Source organism: Mycolicibacter sp. MU0083 (assembly GCF_963378075.1).
GTDB lineage: Bacteria > Actinomycetota > Actinomycetes > Mycobacteriales > Mycobacteriaceae > Mycobacterium > Mycobacterium kokjensenii.
The window spans coordinates 3017819-3036610 of sequence record NZ_OY726394.1; the positions used below are offsets into that span (position 1 = coordinate 3017819).

The 18792-nt window shown below is 66.1% G+C and carries 21 protein-coding genes; 6 read left to right on the forward strand and 15 right to left on the reverse strand.

The window, feature by feature from the left end:
• Positions 1–56: 56 nt before the first annotated feature.
• The 5 genes from RCP38_RS14120 to RCP38_RS14140 all read right to left on the reverse strand — a co-directional run bounded on the left by RCP38_RS14120 (position 57) and on the right by RCP38_RS14140 (position 4577).
• On the reverse strand, positions 57–557 hold the full coding sequence (locus tag RCP38_RS14120) for a universal stress protein (protein WP_308473557.1): 501 nt from the start codon (positions 555–557) through the stop codon (positions 57–59).
• 87 nt (positions 558–644) lie between these two features.
• Positions 645–1652: an SDR family oxidoreductase gene (locus RCP38_RS14125; protein ID WP_308473558.1), complete on the reverse strand. Its 1008-nt coding sequence runs from the start codon at positions 1650–1652 to the stop codon at positions 645–647.
• On the reverse strand, positions 1649–3322 hold the full coding sequence (locus tag RCP38_RS14130; RefSeq protein WP_308473559.1) for a GMC family oxidoreductase: 1674 nt from the start codon (positions 3320–3322) through the stop codon (positions 1649–1651). Before RCP38_RS14130 ends, RCP38_RS14125 begins: the two co-directional genes overlap by 4 nt.
• The gene (locus RCP38_RS14135) at positions 3322–4068 is read right to left on the reverse strand and encodes a gluconate 2-dehydrogenase subunit 3 family protein (RefSeq protein WP_308473560.1); all 747 of its coding nucleotides are present in this window, start codon (positions 4066–4068) and stop codon (positions 3322–3324) included. Before RCP38_RS14135 ends, RCP38_RS14130 begins: the two co-directional genes overlap by 1 nt.
• 14 nt (positions 4069–4082) lie before the next feature.
• On the reverse strand, positions 4083–4577 hold the full coding sequence (locus RCP38_RS14140; RefSeq protein ID WP_373692521.1) for a hypothetical protein: 495 nt from the start codon (positions 4575–4577) through the stop codon (positions 4083–4085).
• Positions 4578–4725: 148 nt separating this feature from the next.
• On the opposite strand from RCP38_RS14140, the gene RCP38_RS14145 reads away from it, so the two are divergent.
• Together RCP38_RS14145 and RCP38_RS14150 are read left to right on the forward strand one after the other, a co-directional pair.
• Entirely contained in the window at positions 4726–4959 is a 234-nt protein-coding gene (locus tag RCP38_RS14145; protein ID WP_308473562.1) for a hypothetical protein, read from the forward strand.
• A 15-nt stretch (positions 4960–4974) separates the two neighbouring features.
• Positions 4975–5130 carry a DUF6131 family protein gene (locus tag RCP38_RS14150; protein WP_308473563.1) on the forward strand — a complete coding sequence of 52 codons (156 nt, stop codon included), beginning with the start codon at positions 4975–4977 and terminating at the stop codon, positions 5128–5130.
• 398 nt (positions 5131–5528) lie between these two features.
• On the opposite strand, the gene RCP38_RS14155 is transcribed toward RCP38_RS14150, so the two are convergent.
• Positions 5529–5951: an Hsp20/alpha crystallin family protein gene (locus RCP38_RS14155; RefSeq protein WP_308473564.1), complete on the reverse strand. Its 423-nt coding sequence runs from the start codon at positions 5949–5951 to the stop codon at positions 5529–5531.
• 135 nt (positions 5952–6086) lie between these two features.
• Between RCP38_RS14155 and RCP38_RS14160 the strand changes: the two genes are divergently transcribed.
• Positions 6087–6488, forward strand: coding sequence for a MerR family transcriptional regulator (locus tag RCP38_RS14160; protein ID WP_308473565.1), 402 nt, complete (start codon positions 6087–6089; stop codon positions 6486–6488).
• A gap of 43 nt (positions 6489–6531) precedes the next feature.
• Here the strand turns inward: RCP38_RS14160 and RCP38_RS14165 are convergent, their stop codons facing one another.
• The 4 genes from RCP38_RS14165 to RCP38_RS14180 all read right to left on the reverse strand — a co-directional run bounded on the left by RCP38_RS14165 (position 6532) and on the right by RCP38_RS14180 (position 9985).
• Positions 6532–6759: a CDGSH iron-sulfur domain-containing protein gene (locus tag RCP38_RS14165; protein ID WP_308473566.1), complete on the reverse strand. Its 228-nt coding sequence runs from the start codon at positions 6757–6759 to the stop codon at positions 6532–6534.
• A complete protein-coding gene (locus RCP38_RS14170; RefSeq protein WP_308473567.1) occupies positions 6756–7448 on the reverse strand; it encodes a HemK2/MTQ2 family protein methyltransferase in 693 nt (230 codons plus the stop codon). The genes RCP38_RS14165 and RCP38_RS14170 overlap by 4 nt, the downstream gene beginning before the upstream one ends.
• Positions 7449–7454: 6 nt before the next feature.
• The gene (locus RCP38_RS14175; protein WP_308473568.1) at positions 7455–9275 is read right to left on the reverse strand and encodes a thiamine pyrophosphate-requiring protein; all 1821 of its coding nucleotides are present in this window, start codon (positions 9273–9275) and stop codon (positions 7455–7457) included.
• Positions 9276–9505: 230 nt separating this feature from the next.
• Positions 9506–9985 (reverse strand): MPT63 family protein, encoded by a 480-nt coding sequence (locus RCP38_RS14180; protein WP_308473569.1) that lies wholly within the window; start codon positions 9983–9985, stop codon positions 9506–9508.
• Between the two features lie 306 nt (positions 9986–10291).
• On the opposite strand from RCP38_RS14180, the gene RCP38_RS14185 reads away from it, so the two are divergent.
• On the forward strand, positions 10292–10927 hold the full coding sequence (locus RCP38_RS14185; RefSeq protein ID WP_308473570.1) for a PAS and ANTAR domain-containing protein: 636 nt from the start codon (positions 10292–10294) through the stop codon (positions 10925–10927).
• A gap of 33 nt (positions 10928–10960) precedes the next feature.
• Here RCP38_RS14185 and RCP38_RS14190 read toward each other — a convergent pair whose 3' ends face one another.
• Positions 10961–11662 (reverse strand): GAF and ANTAR domain-containing protein, encoded by a 702-nt coding sequence (locus tag RCP38_RS14190; protein WP_308473571.1) that lies wholly within the window; start codon positions 11660–11662, stop codon positions 10961–10963.
• A 516-nt stretch (positions 11663–12178) separates the two neighbouring features.
• On the opposite strand from RCP38_RS14190, the gene RCP38_RS14195 reads away from it, so the two are divergent.
• On the forward strand, positions 12179–12499 hold the full coding sequence (locus tag RCP38_RS14195; protein WP_308473572.1) for an STAS domain-containing protein: 321 nt from the start codon (positions 12179–12181) through the stop codon (positions 12497–12499).
• 5 nt (positions 12500–12504) lie between these two features.
• Here RCP38_RS14195 and RCP38_RS14200 read toward each other — a convergent pair whose 3' ends face one another.
• The 4 genes from RCP38_RS14200 to RCP38_RS14215 form a co-directional block, all read right to left on the reverse strand.
• Positions 12505–13929, reverse strand: coding sequence for an MFS transporter (locus RCP38_RS14200; RefSeq protein WP_373692365.1), 1425 nt, complete (start codon positions 13927–13929; stop codon positions 12505–12507).
• A 63-nt stretch (positions 13930–13992) separates the two neighbouring features.
• Entirely contained in the window at positions 13993–14148 is a 156-nt protein-coding gene (locus tag RCP38_RS14205; RefSeq protein WP_308473573.1) for a DUF6131 family protein, read from the reverse strand.
• Entirely contained in the window at positions 14145–14708 is a 564-nt protein-coding gene (locus RCP38_RS14210) for a hemerythrin domain-containing protein (protein ID WP_308473574.1), read from the reverse strand. Before RCP38_RS14210 ends, RCP38_RS14205 begins: the two co-directional genes overlap by 4 nt.
• A 47-nt stretch (positions 14709–14755) precedes the next feature.
• Positions 14756–16216, reverse strand: a complete 1461-nt coding sequence (locus RCP38_RS14215; RefSeq protein WP_308473575.1) for an aminotransferase class I/II-fold pyridoxal phosphate-dependent enzyme — start codon at positions 16214–16216, stop codon at positions 14756–14758.
• Between the two features lie 44 nt (positions 16217–16260).
• Here RCP38_RS14215 and RCP38_RS14220 point away from each other — a divergent pair, with 44 nt between their 5' ends.
• Positions 16261–18591, forward strand: coding sequence for a molybdopterin oxidoreductase family protein (locus RCP38_RS14220; RefSeq protein ID WP_308473576.1), 2331 nt, complete (start codon positions 16261–16263; stop codon positions 18589–18591).
• Positions 18592–18792: the final 201 nt, after the last annotated feature.

The following is an 18792-nucleotide window of genomic DNA, read 5'->3' on the forward strand; positions in this document are numbered from 1 at the left end:
CGGATCGACAATCCCGTCGGCAATCACTCACGCGTGTCCCAGGGCGTCCGCAAGCGTCACCAGCCCGTCGGGTCGACCGATGTCGGGCCGTGTGGTGTGCGCCGTTTGTCAGCGGGGATTACCGCCAACGAGCACTGGCAGCGTGCCGCCAATGCCGAGCCGACAGTACCGAACACCGCGTGGCGCAACCGTTTCCCGACACTGGAGCCCACGACTACCAACTCCGCCTGCCGGGACAGGTCAGCCAGCGTCTGAACGGGGTCGGTGAACGTCACTTTGGTGTTCACCGGTACGGGCGGCCCGCTTCGCGCGCCTTGCGTGACCACACCGATGGCGTCATCGACGATCCGCTGCACGCGCACGTGCGGTAACTCGTGTTGGCCGAACACCACCCAGCGGGCCACCAGAGCGTTCAACTGGGTTGACGCCGCGTGTACCAGCGTGAGCGGCAACGCACGTCGCTCCGCCTCGCGGGCCCCCCACCGCACCGCGCTCCTTGAGCCCGGGGTTCCGTCGATCCCGACGACGATCCCGGGACCTGCCGCGGTTGAATCCATAGTGGGGACGGTTAGCCGTGGCGCCCTGTGCTCAAACCCCTGCCCAGGGGTAGACGCTGGAGAGGCGCTCGATACCGCATGTCGTAGTCAGCTGCGGAGTCGCGCGACCAGCGCGGCGGCACCGGCCAGTCCGAGGGCGCCGGCTGTCCCTAGGACCGCTCCGGAATGCCGGGCCGCCCAGATCTGCGGGCTGTGTGCGTGCGTGGAGTCCTCGAATGCACCGCTCGCACCGCGGTCGCTGCCGGTCTGCTGATCGAGGGGCCGCCAAAGGTTGTGCGGTCGGTCGGCACCCACAGGTTCGCCGGTCTGCTGCGAGTCGTAGCCGGTACGCGCCAGGTAGCGGTCCAGCAACGGCGCGGCGAGTCGCTGGGCGAGCAGCGTCGCGACCGTGCTGTCCCCCACCCAGTACTGTTTGTGCCGAGGATGGTCGGCGGCACGCAGCACGGCGCGGGCGACCAACTGCGGCTGGTAGATCGGTGGCACCGGCCGCGGGTGGCGGGGCAGCCGCGACAACACCCAGGAGAACTGCGGCGTACTGACCGCCGGCAGCTGAACGATCGTGATGTTCACCTCGGAGTTGTCGTGGAGCAGCTCGCAGCGGACCGCTTCGGTGAAACCGTTGATGGCGTGTTTCGCGCCGCAATACGCCGATTGCAGCGGGATCGATCGCTCTCCCAACGCCGAGCCGACCTGCACCACGGTCCCGTGGCCGCGGGGCTTCATCCTTGCCAAGCTCACCATGGTGCCGTAGACGAAGCCGAGGTAGCAGACCTCGGTGACCCGCTTGAACTCCGCAGGTCTGATCTCGGTGAACGGCGCGAACACCGAGGCAAAGGCGACATTGACCCAGGTGTCGATCGGGCCGAGCTCGGCTTCGACACGGTCAGCCGCAGCGGCGACGGCGTCGTAGTCGGCGACATCGGTGGGAATGGCCAGTGCAGTGCCCCCAGCCTCTTCGACATCGCGGGCCGCGCCGCGCAGCCCCGCTTCGCCGCGAGCGAGCAGCGCCACCTTTGCGCCGCGTCCGCCGTAGAGCTGTGCGACGGCTCGGCCGACTCCGGCACTGGCCCCGGTGACAACGACTGTTTTTGTCATGACTGAATTCCCTTCTGTACGAGTCGCTTCCTTGCCATCCGCTCGGCGAGCCGGGAGGCCAGCGCCATGATGGTGAGTGCCGGATTGGCCGCACCCTGAGTCGGACAGACCGAGCCGTCGGAGATGTACAGGTTGGGTACCCCCCACACTCGATGGTCGGCGTCCACGACGGAGTTCTCCGGTGTGGTGCCCATCCGGGCGCCGCCGATCAGGTGGGCGTAGCGCTGGATGGTCAGAACATCCTGCGCGCCGGCCGCGTGCAGGATGTCGGTGATCACCCGGGTCGAGTACGCCATGTTCGCCTTGTCGTTGTCACAGCGGGTGTAGTCCAATCGGGCGACCGGGATGCCGTATGAGTCGGTCTCGTCTGCCAACGTGACCCGATTGGCCGGCAGCGGCAGCAGTTCGTTGAGCACGCCGATTGTGCTCCAGTGGTTGTAGTCACGCATGTATTCGCGCATCGCCCTGCCCCAGTGCCCGTCGGCGAGGACGTGCTCGGCCCAGCCGATCGGCAGCGGCGAGACCGTCTGGATGGAGAACCCGCGGGCGAAGCCACGGGTGGGGTCGGTTTCGTAGTACTGCTCGCTGGTCACCTGCGGCGGTGGTGCCTTGTACATCCGCAGTTCCTCCGGCCATCGACCGGCGGTCTGGGCGGCCCCTTGGACCATGACGTAACGACCCACCTGGTCGGTGTCGTTTCCCACGCCGTGCGGGAACCGCCTGCTGGTCGAATTGAGCAGTAGCCGCGGCGTTTCTATCGAGTAACCGGCGACCGCGACCACGGTGGCACGCTGCAGGTGCTCGGTGCCGCTGCTGTCGTGGTAGGCGACGCCGCGCGCCGACCCGGCGGCGTCGATCTCGATACGGGTGGCCATGCAGTCCGCCCGGATCTCCACGCCGTGTTCCAGTGCATCGGGCAGGTGGGTGACATAGGGGCTGGCCTTGGCATTGACTTTGCAGCCCTGTAGACAATAGCCGCGGTAGATGCAGTGCGGCCGGTTTCCAAAGGTGCCGTTGACGATTCCCACCGGGCCTACCCGCATCTCGATCCCCAGATTCCGAGCGCCCTGCCACAACTTCGATGCGGCCGCCGAGATCGGGTGCGGCGAGGACGGGTAGCGGTGCGGAAGGCCCCATGGCCAGTTCTGGCCTGCAACCGGCAATTCGGCCTCGAGCACCTCATAGTGGCGGCGGAGGTCCTCGTAGTCGATCGGCCAGTCTTGCCCGACACCGTCGAGGCTGCGCGTACGCAGGTCGCTGGGGTGGAATCGGGGACAGTACCCGGCGTAATGGACCATCGAGCCACCGACACCGCGACCGGAGTTGTTCTTGCCCAATTCGATCGGATCGTCTCCGCCGATGATGCGCTTCTGCGTCCAGTACAGCGGGTGCGCGCCCGCCTCGTCGGAGACCCAGTCGCTGTCGGGATGCCAGAACGGACCCGCTTCGATGATCACTACCCGCCAACCCGCTCGCGCCAGGCGCTGCGCCAGCACCGATCCCCCGGCGCCGGCACCGACGATCACCAAGTCCACAACGTCGCCGGTCCCATACCGCCGCATCGTCTGCTCACCGGGCAACTGACGTGACCGCACGTCCAGCAGGAATCGCGAATCGTTGTCGGGCGGTCCCAGCGATCCCTTGAGTAGGCCGCGCCAGAAATCTCCCACTACGAATCCTCGTCGTGCATCAGTTCCACCGGATCCGTGTCGATGGCACCGCGGCTTTCAAAGGGCTCGCGCACCGCCGCCGGCCCGCTCGGTCCGCCCAGCCGCATGTAGCCACGCGGGTAGGCCGGACCTCCGAACCCGATTTCGTTCCAGGCCCAGGGATGCGAATAGAACGCCGTCAGGGTCATCCGCATGCACACCGACCATGCGCGGCGCACGTTCAGCTCCGACCAGGTGCCGCCCTGCAGCCGCCCCCGGGAGAACTGGTCGACCAGCGCCAGCTGAGTGGGGATCGCGGCAGCTGCGAACGATGCCTTTCCGCAACGCTGCCCGGCGGCCTCGTCAAGGCCCCGCAACACCTGGCGCCAGGTGTCCCGATCGTCCGGCATGTCGGCGTACTGGTATCCGTCGAGTTGGCCGTCGGCCAGTTTGGCGTCGACGAACGCGGCCACCGGAACCCGCGGCTCTTCGTCCTGCGCAAGCACGATGTCACAGAACGCGCGCAAGGTCGGTTCCTCGGCTCCGGTGAAGAACCGCAACGGTCCCGGCGGCTCCAGCCGGGCCAATACGACCTTCCGGGTGGCGTCGTCCCAGCTGTCCTGCGTCGCCAGCACGTCGAATTCCGGATAGCGCCCGATCATCTGCGGTGTGATTCCGCGTCGTTGCCGGGGCAGCCAGGACGGGTGCGGAGGTTGACGATCGGCCCGTAGGTTGGGCAGGTGGTCGGGACGGGACGTGTCGGCCATGGCGCGCCGGTCCCTCACCGTTCGCGGCGCAGCACCGCCGCCAGCAGGCCCATCCCGCCGACCATGGCCATCAGGCCGGGCGCCGCGATCGGTGGCCCCATCGGAACGTTGTAGGAGGCCATTCGCCAGCCGCCCGGCTTGCGCGCCACCCCGCGAGCGTGCAGGTACTCACCCAGCAGGCCGTTGGTCGCATACACCGCGGCGGCCAGCGGCAGCCAGCGCTTTGCCCACCGGCGGGAGAACACGCCACCGATTCCGGCGACCACCACCGGCGGCGTGACGAGCACCGGACTCCACATCCATTTACTGCCGAAACCGGCCTTGTAGTGCTCGAGATATATCTCGGCGGTCGTCACCGCCGCGGCGCATGCGGTCAGCGCCGATAACGACCTCTCGAACCGACCATGAGCGACGTTGCGCAAAATCCGGTCGATGATGTCCTCTGCTTCGCCGATCCACTCCGCGTGACTACCTGGCTGTTCGTTCGACTCAAGAGTTCCCAGCAACATCATCACGCGCTCCGTTCACCGATGTTCCACCGATTCCCGGCAGTACCCGACTGCCGGCGGCGCCAAACATCAGTGCCGCCGGTGCCGCAACAGGTTTCGGCAACGACTGAAATGGGAACTGATCCGGATACCGGCGAATGGAGGACAGATGCGAATCGGTGGCTTTGTCGGCACCATTGTGCTGCTGTGGTTGCTGATCGGAGTTTTCGCCGCATCACAGCGCGGCTATTTCCAGGATGGTCGCACCAGTTGCGCGAATGCCGGGACCATCGCGGTCACGACCTTGGCCGGCCCGCTGAATTACTTCGGGATCAACCCGGTCATATCCGATTGCCGTTTACCGCAGCCGTCGTCGTCGGGTGCGGCCGTATTGATTGTGTGAGAGAAGGGATTAGTGATGATTGCCCTCGGCGTGATCCTGCTTGTTCTGGCGCTCATCTTCAAAATCAACATATTGTGGACGGTCGGAATCATCCTGCTGGTTGTCGGAGCGGCACTGTGGATTCTGGGTGCGCTCGGTCGTCCATTCGCAGGCCGACGCTATTGGTACTAGGCGCCATCGCATCTGTAGCTCCGAAGGCGGCGACGCCCGATTCCTGACGGGCCGACGGGTACCGCTGCCGGGGAGAACAGTTGGCGGCAGCGGTACCCGTCGTACCTTCACGGTGACATCGCGCGGTGCGCGCGCAGGTTCCGCTCCGCTCCGACACACTCACGTGTCCGAAGCGAGGGGTGCGACCCGCGAGTCACCGTCGACTGGCGTCCGTAGAACATCACCTCCCTTCCACAGTCACCGCTGAGGGGTCTGGGCCGGTGGTGCCGGGCCGTGAGGTGCGGGGCCGGGCGACGGGCGTTTCGGTGGGCGCCGCGGTGCGGTGCCCGAGGATCGGGTCGGCGATCATCTGCTCGCCTCCCTCACCGCGCAGCAGGCCGACGCCCGGCCCCTTGCAATCAGGCGTTGATGGCGCGTTCGCCGTGTCCGCTGGCCACCTTGATGCGGCGCGGTTTCGCCTTCTCGGCGACCGGGATGGACAGTCGCAACACGCCGTCTTGGTAGCTGGCCTGGATCTGTTCGGCGTCAAGGTTGTCGCCGAGGAAAAGCTGGCGACTGAAGACGCCCCGCGGCCGTTCGGCCGACACCATCTCGCGGTTGTGATCCAGTCCCGGGCGTTCGGCGTGGACGGTCAGCACATTGCGTTCGACATCGAGGTTCAGCGATTCTTCGGCCACCCCGGGCAGGTCGAACTCGACGATGAACTGGTCGCCGTCGCGCCAGGCGTCCATCGGCATCACCGCCGGCCGCGCCGCGGTGCCGAACACCTGTTGTGTCCAGCGGTCGAGATCACGGAACGGGTCGGTACGCATCAACATCATCTCCACCTCCTAGGTATGCAGCAGATCATCTATGTCCGCTGTCATAGATTTTTATATAGCACCGATGGTAGTTTCGTGCAAGAGAGACGGAGTGGATGTCCGACGACCAACGGAAGCAATGCTGTGATGGAAGAGATGAGTGCCCGTGCAGGGCTTGGGGTGTACGGCATCTCGGTGGCCGCCGAGTTGTCCGGTATCGGTCCGCAGACCTTGCGCCTCTACGAGAGCCGCGGTCTGCTGACCCCGGCGCGTACCGCGGGCGGTACGCGCCGCTACAGCGATGACGACATCGCCCGACTGCGGCGGATCACGGAACTGGTGAATATCGGCATCAACGTGGCCGGCATCGGGGAGATCCTCGACCTCGAAGCCCGCAACGCCCGACTGGTGTCTGACAACAACAGGCTGGAATCCGACAACACCCGGCTGCGGTCCGACAACAGTCGGCTGAAATCGGACTATGCCCTGCTCGTCGCCGAACGCGCAAAGCGCTCGGCCTCGGGCAGAGCACGAACCCCGAAACAGAAGGGGTCATGACGCTCAACGCCGTGGCGACGCCCGTCGAGGCGCTCGCCCCGCGCTATGTATCTCCCCCGGGATCCGCGTCGGCACGGCGATGCGGCGCGTCCCGTCGCCGATGGCTGGTATCGCACAGCGGGTAGTTGCGGCTGCGGCCGCACGCACAGATCGCCACCATGAAACGATCCGATTCCACGACACCGTCGGGGGTTTCGATCCGCACCGGCCCGGCGACCAGGACCGGGCCGTTGCGGACCGGCTGCACCACCCGTGGTCGCTGCTCGGTCACGGCTTGTCCGCCCGGATGACCACCAGCTGTTCCACCCGGCAACCGGCCGCCACCCGGCCGGTCTGTTCCAGCCAAGCGGCGTGCGCGGTGAGGACCGGCCCGAACGGGATGTGCCGGCTGGCGGCGATCTCGACCGACAAACCCGATCCACGCAACGTCTGCACGGAGCGTACGACGTCGGCGAGAGCGGATTGCACGAGCAGCAGCGCACCACCGCTGCGCAGCAATGCCGGTGCCGCTCGGCAAAGGGGGTCGAGCACGATCCGTCCGTCGATGCCCCCGTTCCACGACTGCTCCGGACCGTCTGCCGCGGCAACCGGGCCGACGTCGGGCGGCGAGGGCACATAGGGCGGATTGGCTACGACGAGGTCGAACGGGGCGTAACGCAGCGCACCGCTCCAGGGGCCCTGCCTGACCGTCACGTCCACGCCGGCTGCCCGCGCATTCTGCCGAGCGCAGTGCACCGCACGCGGGCAGATATCGAACGCGGTGACACTGTCCGCGCCCAACTCGGCCGCCGCGATCGCCGCCACACCGCTCCCGGTGCACAGGTCCAGCACCCTGGCCCCGGGCACCAGGCCGGACTCGTCCATTGCCTCGATAAGCAGATCCGAATCTTCTTGGGGGGCATAGACACCGTCCAGATACGGCGGCCGACGGCGCAACGGGTAGGGCACACCTACGGTCATCGGCGTCTACCCGCCGTTCTTGCTACGGATACCGCGCACCGATTGTCTGGCCGATTCGGTGAACTCGTGCATCTTCTGCTTGGCGCCCTTGGTGACCACAGCGACCCGGTCCGGGTCTTTGAGCATCGCCTTGGCCGTGTTCTTGGCGATCATCGTCTCGATGTGCGGCGGGACCGGAGGAACACCCGGATCGACGACCACTTCGAGCACCACCGGCCCGGGTGCTGCCAGCGCCTCATCCCAGGCTTGACCGATCGTGTCCGGACTGTCGCACCGAATCCCGGTCAGCCCGAGTAGTCGGGCGAATTCGGCGTAGGGCACGTCCGGGATCATCTGCGAATCTTCGAATTTGGGCTCACCGCCCATCGCCCGCTGCTCCCAGGTCACCTGATTGAGGTCCTGGTTGTTGAAGACGCAGAAGATCAACGGTCCGTCGGACAACCGGTCGTGATAACGCTTGACCGTGATCATCTCGGCCATGCCGTTCATCTGGAAGACCCCATCACCGACGACGGCGATCACCGGCCGATCGGGTCGGGCGAGTTTGGCGCTGATCGCATACGGGGTCCCCGGTCCCATGGTCGCGAGGTTCCCGGCCAGGGAGGCCGCCATACCGCGTCGCAGCCGCAGGTGCCGCGCCCACCAGTTGGCGACCGATCCCGCATCGGTGGTGACGACGGCGTCGTCGGGCAGACGTTTGGAGAGTTCGTGCACCACCAGTTCGGGGTTGAGCGGGCTGGCCTTGTCGTGTGCCCGGTCGTCGAGCACCCGCCACCAGGTTTCGACTTCGCTCTCGATCTTTCGCCGCCAAGACCGGTCTTTCTTTCGGCTGAGCAGCGGAATCAGTTCGGCAAGTGTGTCCTTGGAGTCGCCGATCAGGTTGGCCTGCACCGGGTACCGCACCCCGATCATCCGGCCGTCATGGTTGATCTCCACTCCTCGGGCCTGCCCTTCCTCGGGCAGCCACTCTGCGTAGGGAAAGCTGGTGCCGATCATGAACAGGGTGTCGGCGCCCGACATCATCGCTTCGCTGGCCGTCGAACCCAGCAGGCCGATGGGTCCGGTCACATAGGGCAATTCGTCCGGTAGCGCCGCGCGCCCCAGCGACGTCTTGGCCACCCCCGCGCCGAGCAGGTCGGCGGCCTCGACCACTTCGTCGGCGGCGTCGGCGGCTCCCGCGCCGACCAGGATCGCGACCTTCTCGCCCTCGTTGAGGATCTCGGCGGCTTTGCGCAGTTCGGTCAGCGGTGGAACCATCCGCGGTTTGGTCCATCCGACACTGCTGAAGACCGCGCCGTGTTGCCGCGGTGGCGAGGTGACCGCTTCCTCCTCGGCGACGTCCTCGGGAAGGATGATGGTGGCCACCGTTCGGTTCGTCAGCGCCACCTTGCAGGCCCGGTCCACCAGATGGCGGGCCTGAGCCGGTGCCATGCAGGTCTGGACGAAGTCCGACGAGACGTCCTTGTACAGCGAGTTCGGATCGATCTCCTGCTGGAAGGCCGCTCCCAGCGACATCCGCTTCTGCTGACCGACGATCGCGACCACCGGCTGATGGTCGAGTTTGGCGTCATAGAGCCCGTTGAGCAGGTGGATCGCGCCTCCGCCCGAAGTGGCGAGGCAGCAGCCCAGTTCGCCGGTGAACTTCGCGTGGCCGGTGGCCATGAACGCCGCCATCTCTTCGTGGCGCGGCTGGATGAGCTCGGGGTCTCCCCCGGCTCGGTCCAAGGCGCCGATCATCGACAGAATCCCGTCACCGGGATAGCCGAAAATCCGGTGCACCCCCCACTGACGGAGCCTATCGAGGATGAAGTCCGCGGTTTTCGGCATTAGTTGCTCCCTTCGACACGGACACGGTTACCCGCCACCGGTTTGCTCAAACGGCGGGATCCACCGGCGGTGTGCCACCTCCGGCAATAGCGGTGCCGGCCACTCCGACGCCGTCGACACACGCGGGTAAGCCTCGAACCGCCGGTCGCGCCCAGCCGCGTGCCGGCGTCGGCCATGGGCGGGACACGGGTGTGGCCCGGTCCGAGGACCGGGCCACACTCGGTTCACAGTCAGGCTTTGCTGGACCAGATCAGCACGTCCTGAACTCCGTCGTTGTAGACCACCCCGTCGGGGGGTGCGCCGGTGACATCGAAGTACACCTTGCCGCTGGCCTGCTGACCCTGAACGATCGGTTCCGGATTGATGCCGCCGGGAGTGGGCACCGTATTGATCACCCGATATGTCTTGCTGTCCGCGGCCCTGGCGTTGAAGTCGGCGACCAGGGGCGTCACGGTGCCCCGGTCGGCGCGCGCCGTCACGTCAGCTTGGTACAGCGTGCCCTGAGGCTGGTAGCCGGGAATGACGATGTTTGCCGGGCCCAGGTTGCTCACGGTGTAGGACGTGGCCATCGCCCCGTCGTCGAGTTGCTCGGTGGCGCCGAACGGCCGAATCGCCGGATCCGCGTGAGCGGCGGCCGCGGAGAGAACGCCGAACGCGGCGATACCCGCTGCACCTACGGCCGTCTTGGCGGCAGTCTTGGAGAACTTCACGTCGTACCCCTCTCGTCGAGTTCAGGAACCCGTGGATCGGTCCACTTTGCTGGAACCGACACCGCGGTGTCGATCGCGTACCCAGGAACAGCGACATAAAAACCGATCTGGTTGCGTGGTGCGCCGGAATTGTGGATAGTTACGCAAGCTCGGGCGTTCAGCAGACAGCGCCGGTCGGGACCGTCCGTGCAACCCTCCTGCGATTCCAGACCGCGGCATCGTCCGCCGGCTCTGGAGTCACCTCATACTGTCGGTCAAGTACGAGAAAGCGGGTGCGCGTTGACTGGTGTCGACATCCCCTCTCCGATGCCCGTGGGCGGCAATGCCGATGATCACCCCGACGCAGATCTGGCCGTCTTGGGTGAGCCGCAACGCGTCGGACGGTTCCGGTACTGGCTCGCCGATCGACGTTGGGAATGGTCCGACACGGTAGCCCGGATGCATGGCTATGAACCGGATGCGGTCGTGCCGAGTACCGAACTGCTGCTCCAGCACAAACACCCCGAAGACCGTGCCCAGGTGGCAGAGGTCCTGAAGCGAGTGGTCGAGGGCGAACCGTTCAGCAGCCGACACCGGATCGTCGACACCTCCGGTCAAGTCCACTGGGTGATCGTGGTCGGCGACCGCATGCTCGACGACGAGGGCTGCGCGCTCGGCACCGCAGGTTTCTACGTCGACGTCAGTGATGTGCTGCAAGCCGACATCAGTGCCGGAGTCTCCGAGGTCGCGCAGTCGCGTGCGGTGATCGAACAGGCCAAGGGCGTACTGATGGTCGCGTACGGGATCTCAGCCGAGCGGGCGTTCGACATCCTGGTGTGGCGTTCGCAGGAGACCAACATCAAGGTGCGCGATCTGGCGGCCCGTTTCCTGGCTGCTTTCACCGGCAGATTGCCCAGCGACGTGTTGTCCGATCTGGACCACACACTTTTGACCGTGTCTTAGGGCCACGTCCGGAGTCGGATCGTCGGTACTGGATCACTTGCCGCGGCGACCACTGCTCACCAGTTCCTGGGCGACCTCTGCCAGCGGAACATTCGAGGATTGGGACAAGTGCTTGAGCAGTTCGAAGGCTTGCAGTGCGTCGATGTCGAACCTCTCCATGAGCATCCCTTTGGCCTGACCGATCACGTCGCGAGAGGCCAACGCGCTTCGGAACTGCTCGTCGCGACGAACCATGTGCCACGCAAGCGCGGCGTGGGTGGCCAGCGTCAAACCCAGCTCCACCGCGTCGTCGTCGAATGCCCCGGCGGTGTGAGCGTAGAAGTTCAGGGCGCCGGTAGTCCCCTCGCCGGTGAATATCTCGAACGCCAGTATGGATCGGATCGGTGTCGTAGCGGAGACCTCCCGGCAATAGGATGGCCAGCGGTCCTCGGAGTCAACGTCGTCCAACCGTACGACGTGATGCTTCCACGCCGCGGCCAGACACGGCCCTTCTCGGTGGCGCCGCTGGATATCGTCCAGCACGACCGGGTATGAGTCTGTGGCAGATAACGTTTGAACATCGCCCTCCGAGGTGGCGAGCGTTACGCCGGCGTGTTGCGCACAGGTCATATGCGCCAGCAGGTTAGCGACCATCTCATCGAGTGCACCGTCGGAATCCGTATGCGACCGCCGATTCAGGGTGCGCACCAGATCCGCTACATCGCGCATCATGTCGTCGCGGCCCGCCAACGTCATGCCTTCGCTCCGCCCCTGCACCTACGGGTGATGGGTACATCGTCCTACCATCCGCCGCACGGGGCAACCGTTTCGCTGCTATCGCCGCCAGTCGGACGGCGGAAACACCGTAGTCGGCCGCTCCCTCAAGCCACGGGGCTGCAACCGTGGAAAGCATCCGTCAAACGCGCTGCGGCACGAACGATTCAGCCGCCGCCGTGAAGGCGCCGTTACCGAATCGTTGCAGAGCCACGTGGATCGGCGTAGGTTCGTAGAAAGGTTGAGTTCACAGCCACCCGGAAGACGCGTCACCCACGCTAGCCAGGGAGGCCCACTCCCTGCATCTCATCCGTGAAGGTGTAACTCGCATCGACGCGATCCCACAGTACGAGTTTCGACTGATGGAGTCATCCAATGCCAGCTTTGAAAGCCGTCGGGGCGATATCGCCGACGACCCGAATAGACAGTCTCCCCCCGTCCGATACCTGGGCAAGCCGCACCGCTCGCTCCGTCACGCGCTGGGGGCGCTCCGGTGCCGTGATCAGCGTCGCGGGTGAACTCGACGCGTCCAACGCCGAGCAGCTCACCGACTACGTGCAACGCTGCGCGGACTACTGCGAATGGCTGGTCCTTGACCTCAATGAACTGGAATTCATGGGAACCGCGGGCTTTTCAGCGTTGAAGACCATCACCGAGCGATGCGCCCAGGCCATGATCTACTGCACCACGGTGTCGGGCGTCGCGGTCGCTCGGCTCTTGCGAATCTGCGACCCCGCCAATACCGTGCCGACGGCACCGTCGGTGGCGGTTGCCCTGGGAGCAGTGCAGGGGTTACGGCCGGCCCAGCAGGTCCTTTAGCTCCACTATCCGTCGGAGAGTTCGCGTGCCCGCGCTTCGCTCTCCACCGCCGGCCCTGATCCCGGCAGTCTCCTACCGGCGACTTCAGGGGTGAATACGACCGCTATGGCGCCGATGGCGCCGGCTGCCATCAGCAGGTATGCCGGCGCCACCGGGTTGCCGGTACTCGAGACCAGTGCCTCGGCGATGAGCGGCGTAGTCCCACCGAACGCAGACACCGACACGTTGAAGCCGATCGCCAACGCGCCGTAGCGCACCGGCGTGGGGAACAGTGCGGGCAGCGTTGCCGGCAAGGTGGCGTCGAAGCACAGCAACATCAGGCCGATCAGCAGCACCCCCGCGAAGACCACCGGATAGCCTTGGGCGGTGTGGGCCAGGCTCAACGCCGGTACCGAAACCACCAGCAACATGGCGCATCCCGCGTACAAAACCGGCTTGACACCAATGCGGTCGGAAAGCCGGGCAAGGGGTACCACCGCAGCCATCAATACCACCAGCGTCGCCACGATCACCAGCAGGCCGACGGTGTGCGGAATCTGCGTGGCTGTCTGCAGATAGGCGGGCAGAAACCCGGTGAGCAGGTAGTCGGTGACGTTGTAGGCCAAAACCAATGCGACACAGAGCAGTAGGGGCCTCCACTGCCTGGCGGTACGCCGCAGCTGCGTGGCGGCGGAGTCTTCGGCGGCACCCCGAGCACCGCCCGCCTGTTCATAGACAGGTGACTCCTTCATACGCAGCCGCAAGTAGAGCGCGGTCAGCCCCAGTGGCGCACTGAGCAACAACGGAACCCGCCATCCCCAACTGAGCATCGCCTCCTCGCTCAGCCGGGCCTGCATTACGGTGACCAGCGCACCCGCGGCCACATAGCCGGCCTGTGAGCTCAGGGGCAGAAATCCGGCCAACATGACTCGTTTGTTGTCCGGCGCCTGTTCGCCCACGTAGACCATCGCCCCGACATACTCGCCGCCCGCGGAGAAACCCTGCACCATGCGAGTCGCTACCAGCAGAATCGGCGCCGCGATGCCGATGGCACGGTAGCCGGGAAGCAGCCCGGTGGCGGTGGTGCCGACCGTCATCAGCAGCAGCGTGGTGACCAGTACGCGCTTACGGCCGATCCGGTCGCCGAGGGTGCCGAAGATCAATCCCCCGACCGGGCGCACCGCGAACGCGGCGGCCATGGTGGCGAAGGCTCCGATCAGGCTGCCGGCTCCGGAGCCCGGGTAGAACACCCGCGCGATAGTGGTGGCCAGGTATCCGTAGACGCCGAAGTCGTACCACTCCATGAAGTTGCCGATGGCGGTGCCACCAATGGATCGCCGGACCTGCTCAGGGTCGGCGACCCGGATCTGATCGCGCCGCCATCTGCGGCGGCGATGTCTGCGGCCGGCCAGCGCGCTACCCCACGGGCCTCGGGCCGACCGGCCAGCCATATTGAGTGCGGCGGAGTTTCCCCAAGTCCCGTGCGGGGGACATCGGACGTTGGAGCACCGCGATCAATACCAGTGGCGTCGGCCGCCGACCGGCCGGCCTACCGCCCCCAACAACCAGAGCACGGCGCCGACGACCAGCAGGACGATTCCGATCGCCCACAGCACATAGATGTCCAACACCAGACCCAAGATCAACACCAGCAACCCGAGTCCGATCATGAGTCGTAGCCCAAGATGGCGTCGTGAGCCCGGTCCACCATCGAGGCGAACGGACCGACGAAGGCGTTCGCCAGTGCGCCCTCAATCCCGGCGTGCGGCCGAGTCGGTGCGATAGCCTCGGCCAGTCTGACCGCCCTTTCCAGTAGCTGCAGTTCGGAATCACCGAGTTCGGCTTGTAGATACGCGAATTCGTCGTGTTCTTCGCGGTCGGCGTGCTCCGCAACATCATCGCGAAGCTCCCGAAGTCGCTCGGTGAAGAATTCCGAATCGACGTCGACGTTCTCCAACTCGCCCAAGGCCGTCTTGGCGTGCTTTTCCTCGATCAGCCGCGCGTCGATCACCGTACGGCCGTTGTCGAGTTCGTGCGCGGCCCGCGGATGCACGATCGCCTCTTCGGCGGTCTCGTGCACGGCCAGCAGGCGGCGCAGCCGGACGAACGACTCCTCACGCTCGGTACCGGCGGCCAACAGCGTCTCATCGAACAGCGCTTTGCTGCGCTGGTGTTGTTCGGTGAGAAAGTCGACCACGTCCGCCCGGTTGTGCAATGTCGTCTGTGCCATGGTTCTGGGCTACCCGGATGGGCCGGGGGCAAAACCTCCCGGGGGCTTCACGCCACCACCCGGATGTGTTCGAGTGACGAGTCCGCGGCATCGGGCAACGCCATCCCAGCGGCCAGTCCGGACCGCAGGTAGTCGATGACAGCCGCGTTGAGGCGCTCGCCGGGCACCACCGCCGGCACGCCCGGTGGATACGGCGTGATCTGCTCGGCGGCGATACGTCCGCCGGCACGCGACGCCGCGACCATCTCGGTAGGGCCGAAGAAGGCATCCCGAGGCAACTGCACCGATTCCAGCTGCAACTCCTGCGGCGAAGGCAGACGGATCTCAGGCGGTCGTTCGAAAGAGGTTGCGGCGTCGCGCCATTCGCAGAGCCCATCCAGAAGTCGGCCGGCGGTGCGGTGATCGTCGGCGAAGGACAGAGTGATCAGGATTCGCCGGTGATCTGCCAACCCCACGTCCAGGCCCCGCTGTTCGCGTAGCCAGTCCCGGGTCTGATAGCCCGACGTCCCGGTGGCCGACACATCGACCAGGACCTGCAGTCGGTCCAGGTCGTGGGAGGCCTCCGCACCGAGCAGCGCCTGCTCGAGCACTTCGACTCCCGCGATCTCATCGATGCGTCCGCGCACGTCGCGCGCCAACGCGCACGCGGCCCCCAACAGTTCATGCCCGTGCTGCACCATCTGGCGGCGCCAGCCATCCAGTGCTGCATAGATCGGCACGCTGGGACTGGTGGTCATCAACAGATCGGCGCACGCCGTCAGTCGCTCCCGGTCGATGAGGTCGCCCTGGATGTGGTAGACCGAGCCCTGCTCGAATCCCGCTCCCATCTTGTGCACGCTGACCACGCAGACGTCTGCGCCGGCGTCCATCGCCCAGGTCGGTAGATCCTCGTGGAAGGGCAGGTGCGCACCCCAGGCCTCGTCCACGATCAGCGGTTTGCCGCGCTGATGACAGATGTCGGCGATGGCGGCCAGGTCCGCACAGGTGCCGTACGGCGACGGACTGACCACCAGCGCACCCGCGGCGTCGGGATTCTCCTCCCAGGCTCTGGCGACCCGCTCCGGTGACGGCGGATGGCACAGGTGCCGTTCAGCGTCCCAGCGCGGGACGATCCAACGCGGCCGAATCCCGGAGAAGATGAGCCCACCCACCACAGACTTGTGGGCGTCGCGCGGCAGCAGCAGCCCGCCGCCGGCCCCTCCGGCGACCGCCATCATCGCCGCTCGAACGGAGAGCGAACTGCCGCAGGTGGAGAAGAATGTCGTCGAAGCCCCCACCGCGTCGGCCATCAACTGCTCGGCGTCGGTCAGAAACCCTCCGCGTGCGACCCAGTCGTCCAAGCCACCGCGCGCCAGGACATCGGCGCCGAACAGATCGGCGCCCAGCACCTCGAGTACCGACTCGTCTGCGCCACGTCCCCGGCGGTGCCCCGGCGGGCTGAAACCGTACCGGTCTTCGCGACGGTAATCGGCCAAGGCTTCCAGCACCGGCGCTCGGCTCTGATCCATAACGGCACGGCATACCCAGGTGGCGCAGCGGGTAACCCGGTGTCATGACAGATCGCATCGCGCAGCCCTGGGGTGCGCGCACTCCCTACGCCGCCGGGCAGCGCTGGCCCGACCGGGTGGATGCCGAACTCACCGACGGCATGCACCCCGAAGAAGTGCAGTGGACGCAATCCGCGGCGGTGCTGCACTCCAACGGCGACGGCATCGACATCGCCAGCCATGACGGCCGGATCGTCGGTGTGCGCGGCCGCCGCATCGACCGGGTCAACCAAGGGCGGGTGGACCCCAAGGATCTGTTCGGCTGGCAGGCGAACAACTCACCCGATCGGCTGACGGTACCGCTGGTACGCGACCACGACGGGCTGGTCGAATCCGACTGGGACACCGCGATGAATCGGATCGTGTCGAGAACCCAGGCGCTGCTTCGTGATTTCGGTCCGAGTGCGATCGGCTTCTACACCAGCGGCCAACTGCTGTTGGAGGAGTACTACACGCTGTCCGTGATCGGTCACGGCGGACTGGGCACCAATCACATGGACGGCAACACGCGACTGTGCACCGCCACCGCCGAGTGGGCGCTCAAGGAATCCTTCGGTTGCGACGGCCAGCCCGGTTCCTACACCGACGTCGATCACGCGGACGTGATCGCGCTCTACGGACACAACGTCGCAGAGACCCAGACCGTGTTGTGGTCACGCATGCTGGACCGCCTGGCCGGGGCCGACGCACCGCAGATCCTCTGCGTCGACCCTCGCGAAACCGAGGTCGCCAAAGCGGCGACGGTGCATCTGGCACCGGTTCCCGGTACCAATCTGGCATTGATGAACGGCCTGCTGCACGAGGTGATCGCGAACGACTGGGTGGACCACGACTACATCGACGCCTACACCGTCGGATTCGACGAGTTGGCGGCCTGCGTTGCAGATTATCCGCCGGAACACGTGGCACAGATCTGTGACGTCCCGGCTCGGGATCTTCGGCGCGCCGCCGAGATTCTCGGGCAGGCCCAGCGTCTGCTGTCGACGGTGCTGCAGGGCTTCTATCAATCCCACCAGGCGACTGCGGCGGCGACTCAGGTCAACAACCTCAACCTCATTCGCGGCATGCTGGGTCGCCCCGGTGCCGGTGTTCTGCAGATGAACGGACAGCCCACCGCGCAGAACACCCGGGAGTGCGGCGCCAACGGCGGCCTGCCGGCGTTTCGCAACTGGCGCAACGACGAGCACGTAACCGAATTGGCCCAGCTGTGGAACGTCGATTCCGCCCGGATTCCGCACTACTCCGAGCCCACGCACGTCATGCAGATGCTGCGTTTCGCCGAGCAGGGCAGTCTGCGGATGCTCTGGATCAGTGCCACCAATCCTGCGGTGTCGCTTCCGGAGTTGCGTCGCATCCGCGACATCCTGGGGCAACACCGGCTGTTTGTCGTGGTGCAGGACATCTTCGCGACCGAGACCGCTCAGCTCGCCGACGTCGTGCTGCCCGCCGCCGCGTGGGGCGAGAAGACCGGAACCTTCACCAATGCCGACCGTACGGTTCACCTGTCCGAGAAGGCCGTCGAACCTCCCGGCCAGGCCCGCTCGGATCTGGAGATCTTCTGTGACTATGCCGAGCGGATGGACTTTCGTGATCGCGACGGCCTGCCGTTGATCTCCTGGAAGGATTCCGAGTCGGCGTTCGCGGCTTGGCAGCGCTGCAGCGCCGGACGCCCCTGCGATTACACCGGGCTGAGCTATGCAAAGCTGCGCGGTGGCAGCGGGATTCAATGGCCGTGCAACGCCGAGAGCCCCGACGGCACCGAACGGCTGTACGGTGACGGCGAGTTCTTCAGTGCCCCTTCCTACTGCGAAAGCTACGGCAAGGATCTTCGCACCGGCGCCGCGGTCGAGGCCGCCGAATACGGTGCCGCCAACCCCGACGGCAAAGCGATGTTGCGCGCCGCCGGCTATTCCGCGCCGCATGAGCGACCCACCGACGACGAGCAGTTATGGCTGACGACCGGCCGCACCGTCTATCAGTTCCACACCCGCACCAAAACCGCGCGCGCCCCCGAACTCAACGCAGCGGCACCGCAGGTGTGGGTGGAGCTGTCGGTCGGCGATGCCGAGCGTCGCGGGATCGGCGATGGCGACCTCACCGAGATCCGCTCGGCCCGTGGCAGTGTTGAGGCCCGGGCGCGAGTGGGTGGAATCCGCGACGGCGTCGCGTTTCTGCCGTTTCACTACGGCTACTGGGACACCGACGATACGGGCCACCACCGGGCGGCCAATGAACTCACGATCACCGATTGGGATCCGGTCTCCAAACAACCCATGTTCAAGACGGCGGTGGTGCGCATCTGCCGAAGCGCAGATCAGGACCGGTCCGGACGATGAGACTCGATCTGCCACTGCGTGAACTGCGGCGCTCCGAGGCCTCGCTAGCCGGCCGGTTCCGCCGGGTAGCGAGGCGGCATAAGGCCGATCACGAGGTCTTCCACCTGTGCACAGATCTCGCGGATTGGTCTGACGATCACGTTCGTCGTCTCGCGCAGGCGGGGCGAAGCCACGGCTTGCGCCGGGCGCCGTCGCTCAAAC

Coding starts and splice junctions, on each gene's coding strand:
- RCP38_RS14220 (WP_308473576.1), top strand. CDS start 16,261: ATGACAGATCGCATCGCGCAGCCCTGGGGTGCGCGCACTCCCTACGCC.
- RCP38_RS14140 (WP_373692521.1), bottom strand. CDS start 4,577: ATGTTGCTGGGAACTCTTGAGTCGAACGAACAGCCAGGTAGTCACGCG.
- RCP38_RS14205 (WP_308473573.1), bottom strand. CDS start 14,148: ATGATCGGACTCGGGTTGCTGGTGTTGATCTTGGGTCTGGTGTTGGAC.
- RCP38_RS14215 (WP_308473575.1), bottom strand. CDS start 16,216: ATGGATCAGAGCCGAGCGCCGGTGCTGGAAGCCTTGGCCGATTACCGT.
- RCP38_RS14145 (WP_308473562.1), top strand. CDS start 4,726: ATGCGAATCGGTGGCTTTGTCGGCACCATTGTGCTGCTGTGGTTGCTG.
- RCP38_RS14160 (WP_308473565.1), top strand. CDS start 6,087: ATGAGTGCCCGTGCAGGGCTTGGGGTGTACGGCATCTCGGTGGCCGCC.
- RCP38_RS14120 (WP_308473557.1), bottom strand. CDS start 557: ATGGATTCAACCGCGGCAGGTCCCGGGATCGTCGTCGGGATCGACGGA.
- RCP38_RS14185 (WP_308473570.1), top strand. CDS start 10,292: ATGCCCGTGGGCGGCAATGCCGATGATCACCCCGACGCAGATCTGGCC.
- RCP38_RS14200 (WP_373692365.1), bottom strand. CDS start 13,929: ATGGCTGGCCGGTCGGCCCGAGGCCCGTGGGGTAGCGCGCTGGCCGGC.
- RCP38_RS14150 (WP_308473563.1), top strand. CDS start 4,975: ATGATTGCCCTCGGCGTGATCCTGCTTGTTCTGGCGCTCATCTTCAAA.
- RCP38_RS14175 (WP_308473568.1), bottom strand. CDS start 9,275: ATGCCGAAAACCGCGGACTTCATCCTCGATAGGCTCCGTCAGTGGGGG.
- RCP38_RS14135 (WP_308473560.1), bottom strand. CDS start 4,068: ATGGCCGACACGTCCCGTCCCGACCACCTGCCCAACCTACGGGCCGAT.
- RCP38_RS14190 (WP_308473571.1), bottom strand. CDS start 11,662: ATGACGTTGGCGGGCCGCGACGACATGATGCGCGATGTAGCGGATCTG.
- RCP38_RS14170 (WP_308473567.1), bottom strand. CDS start 7,448: ATGACCGTAGGTGTGCCCTACCCGTTGCGCCGTCGGCCGCCGTATCTG.
- RCP38_RS14125 (WP_308473558.1), bottom strand. CDS start 1,652: ATGACAAAAACAGTCGTTGTCACCGGGGCCAGTGCCGGAGTCGGCCGA.
- RCP38_RS14155 (WP_308473564.1), bottom strand. CDS start 5,951: ATGATGTTGATGCGTACCGACCCGTTCCGTGATCTCGACCGCTGGACA.
- RCP38_RS14210 (WP_308473574.1), bottom strand. CDS start 14,708: ATGGCACAGACGACATTGCACAACCGGGCGGACGTGGTCGACTTTCTC.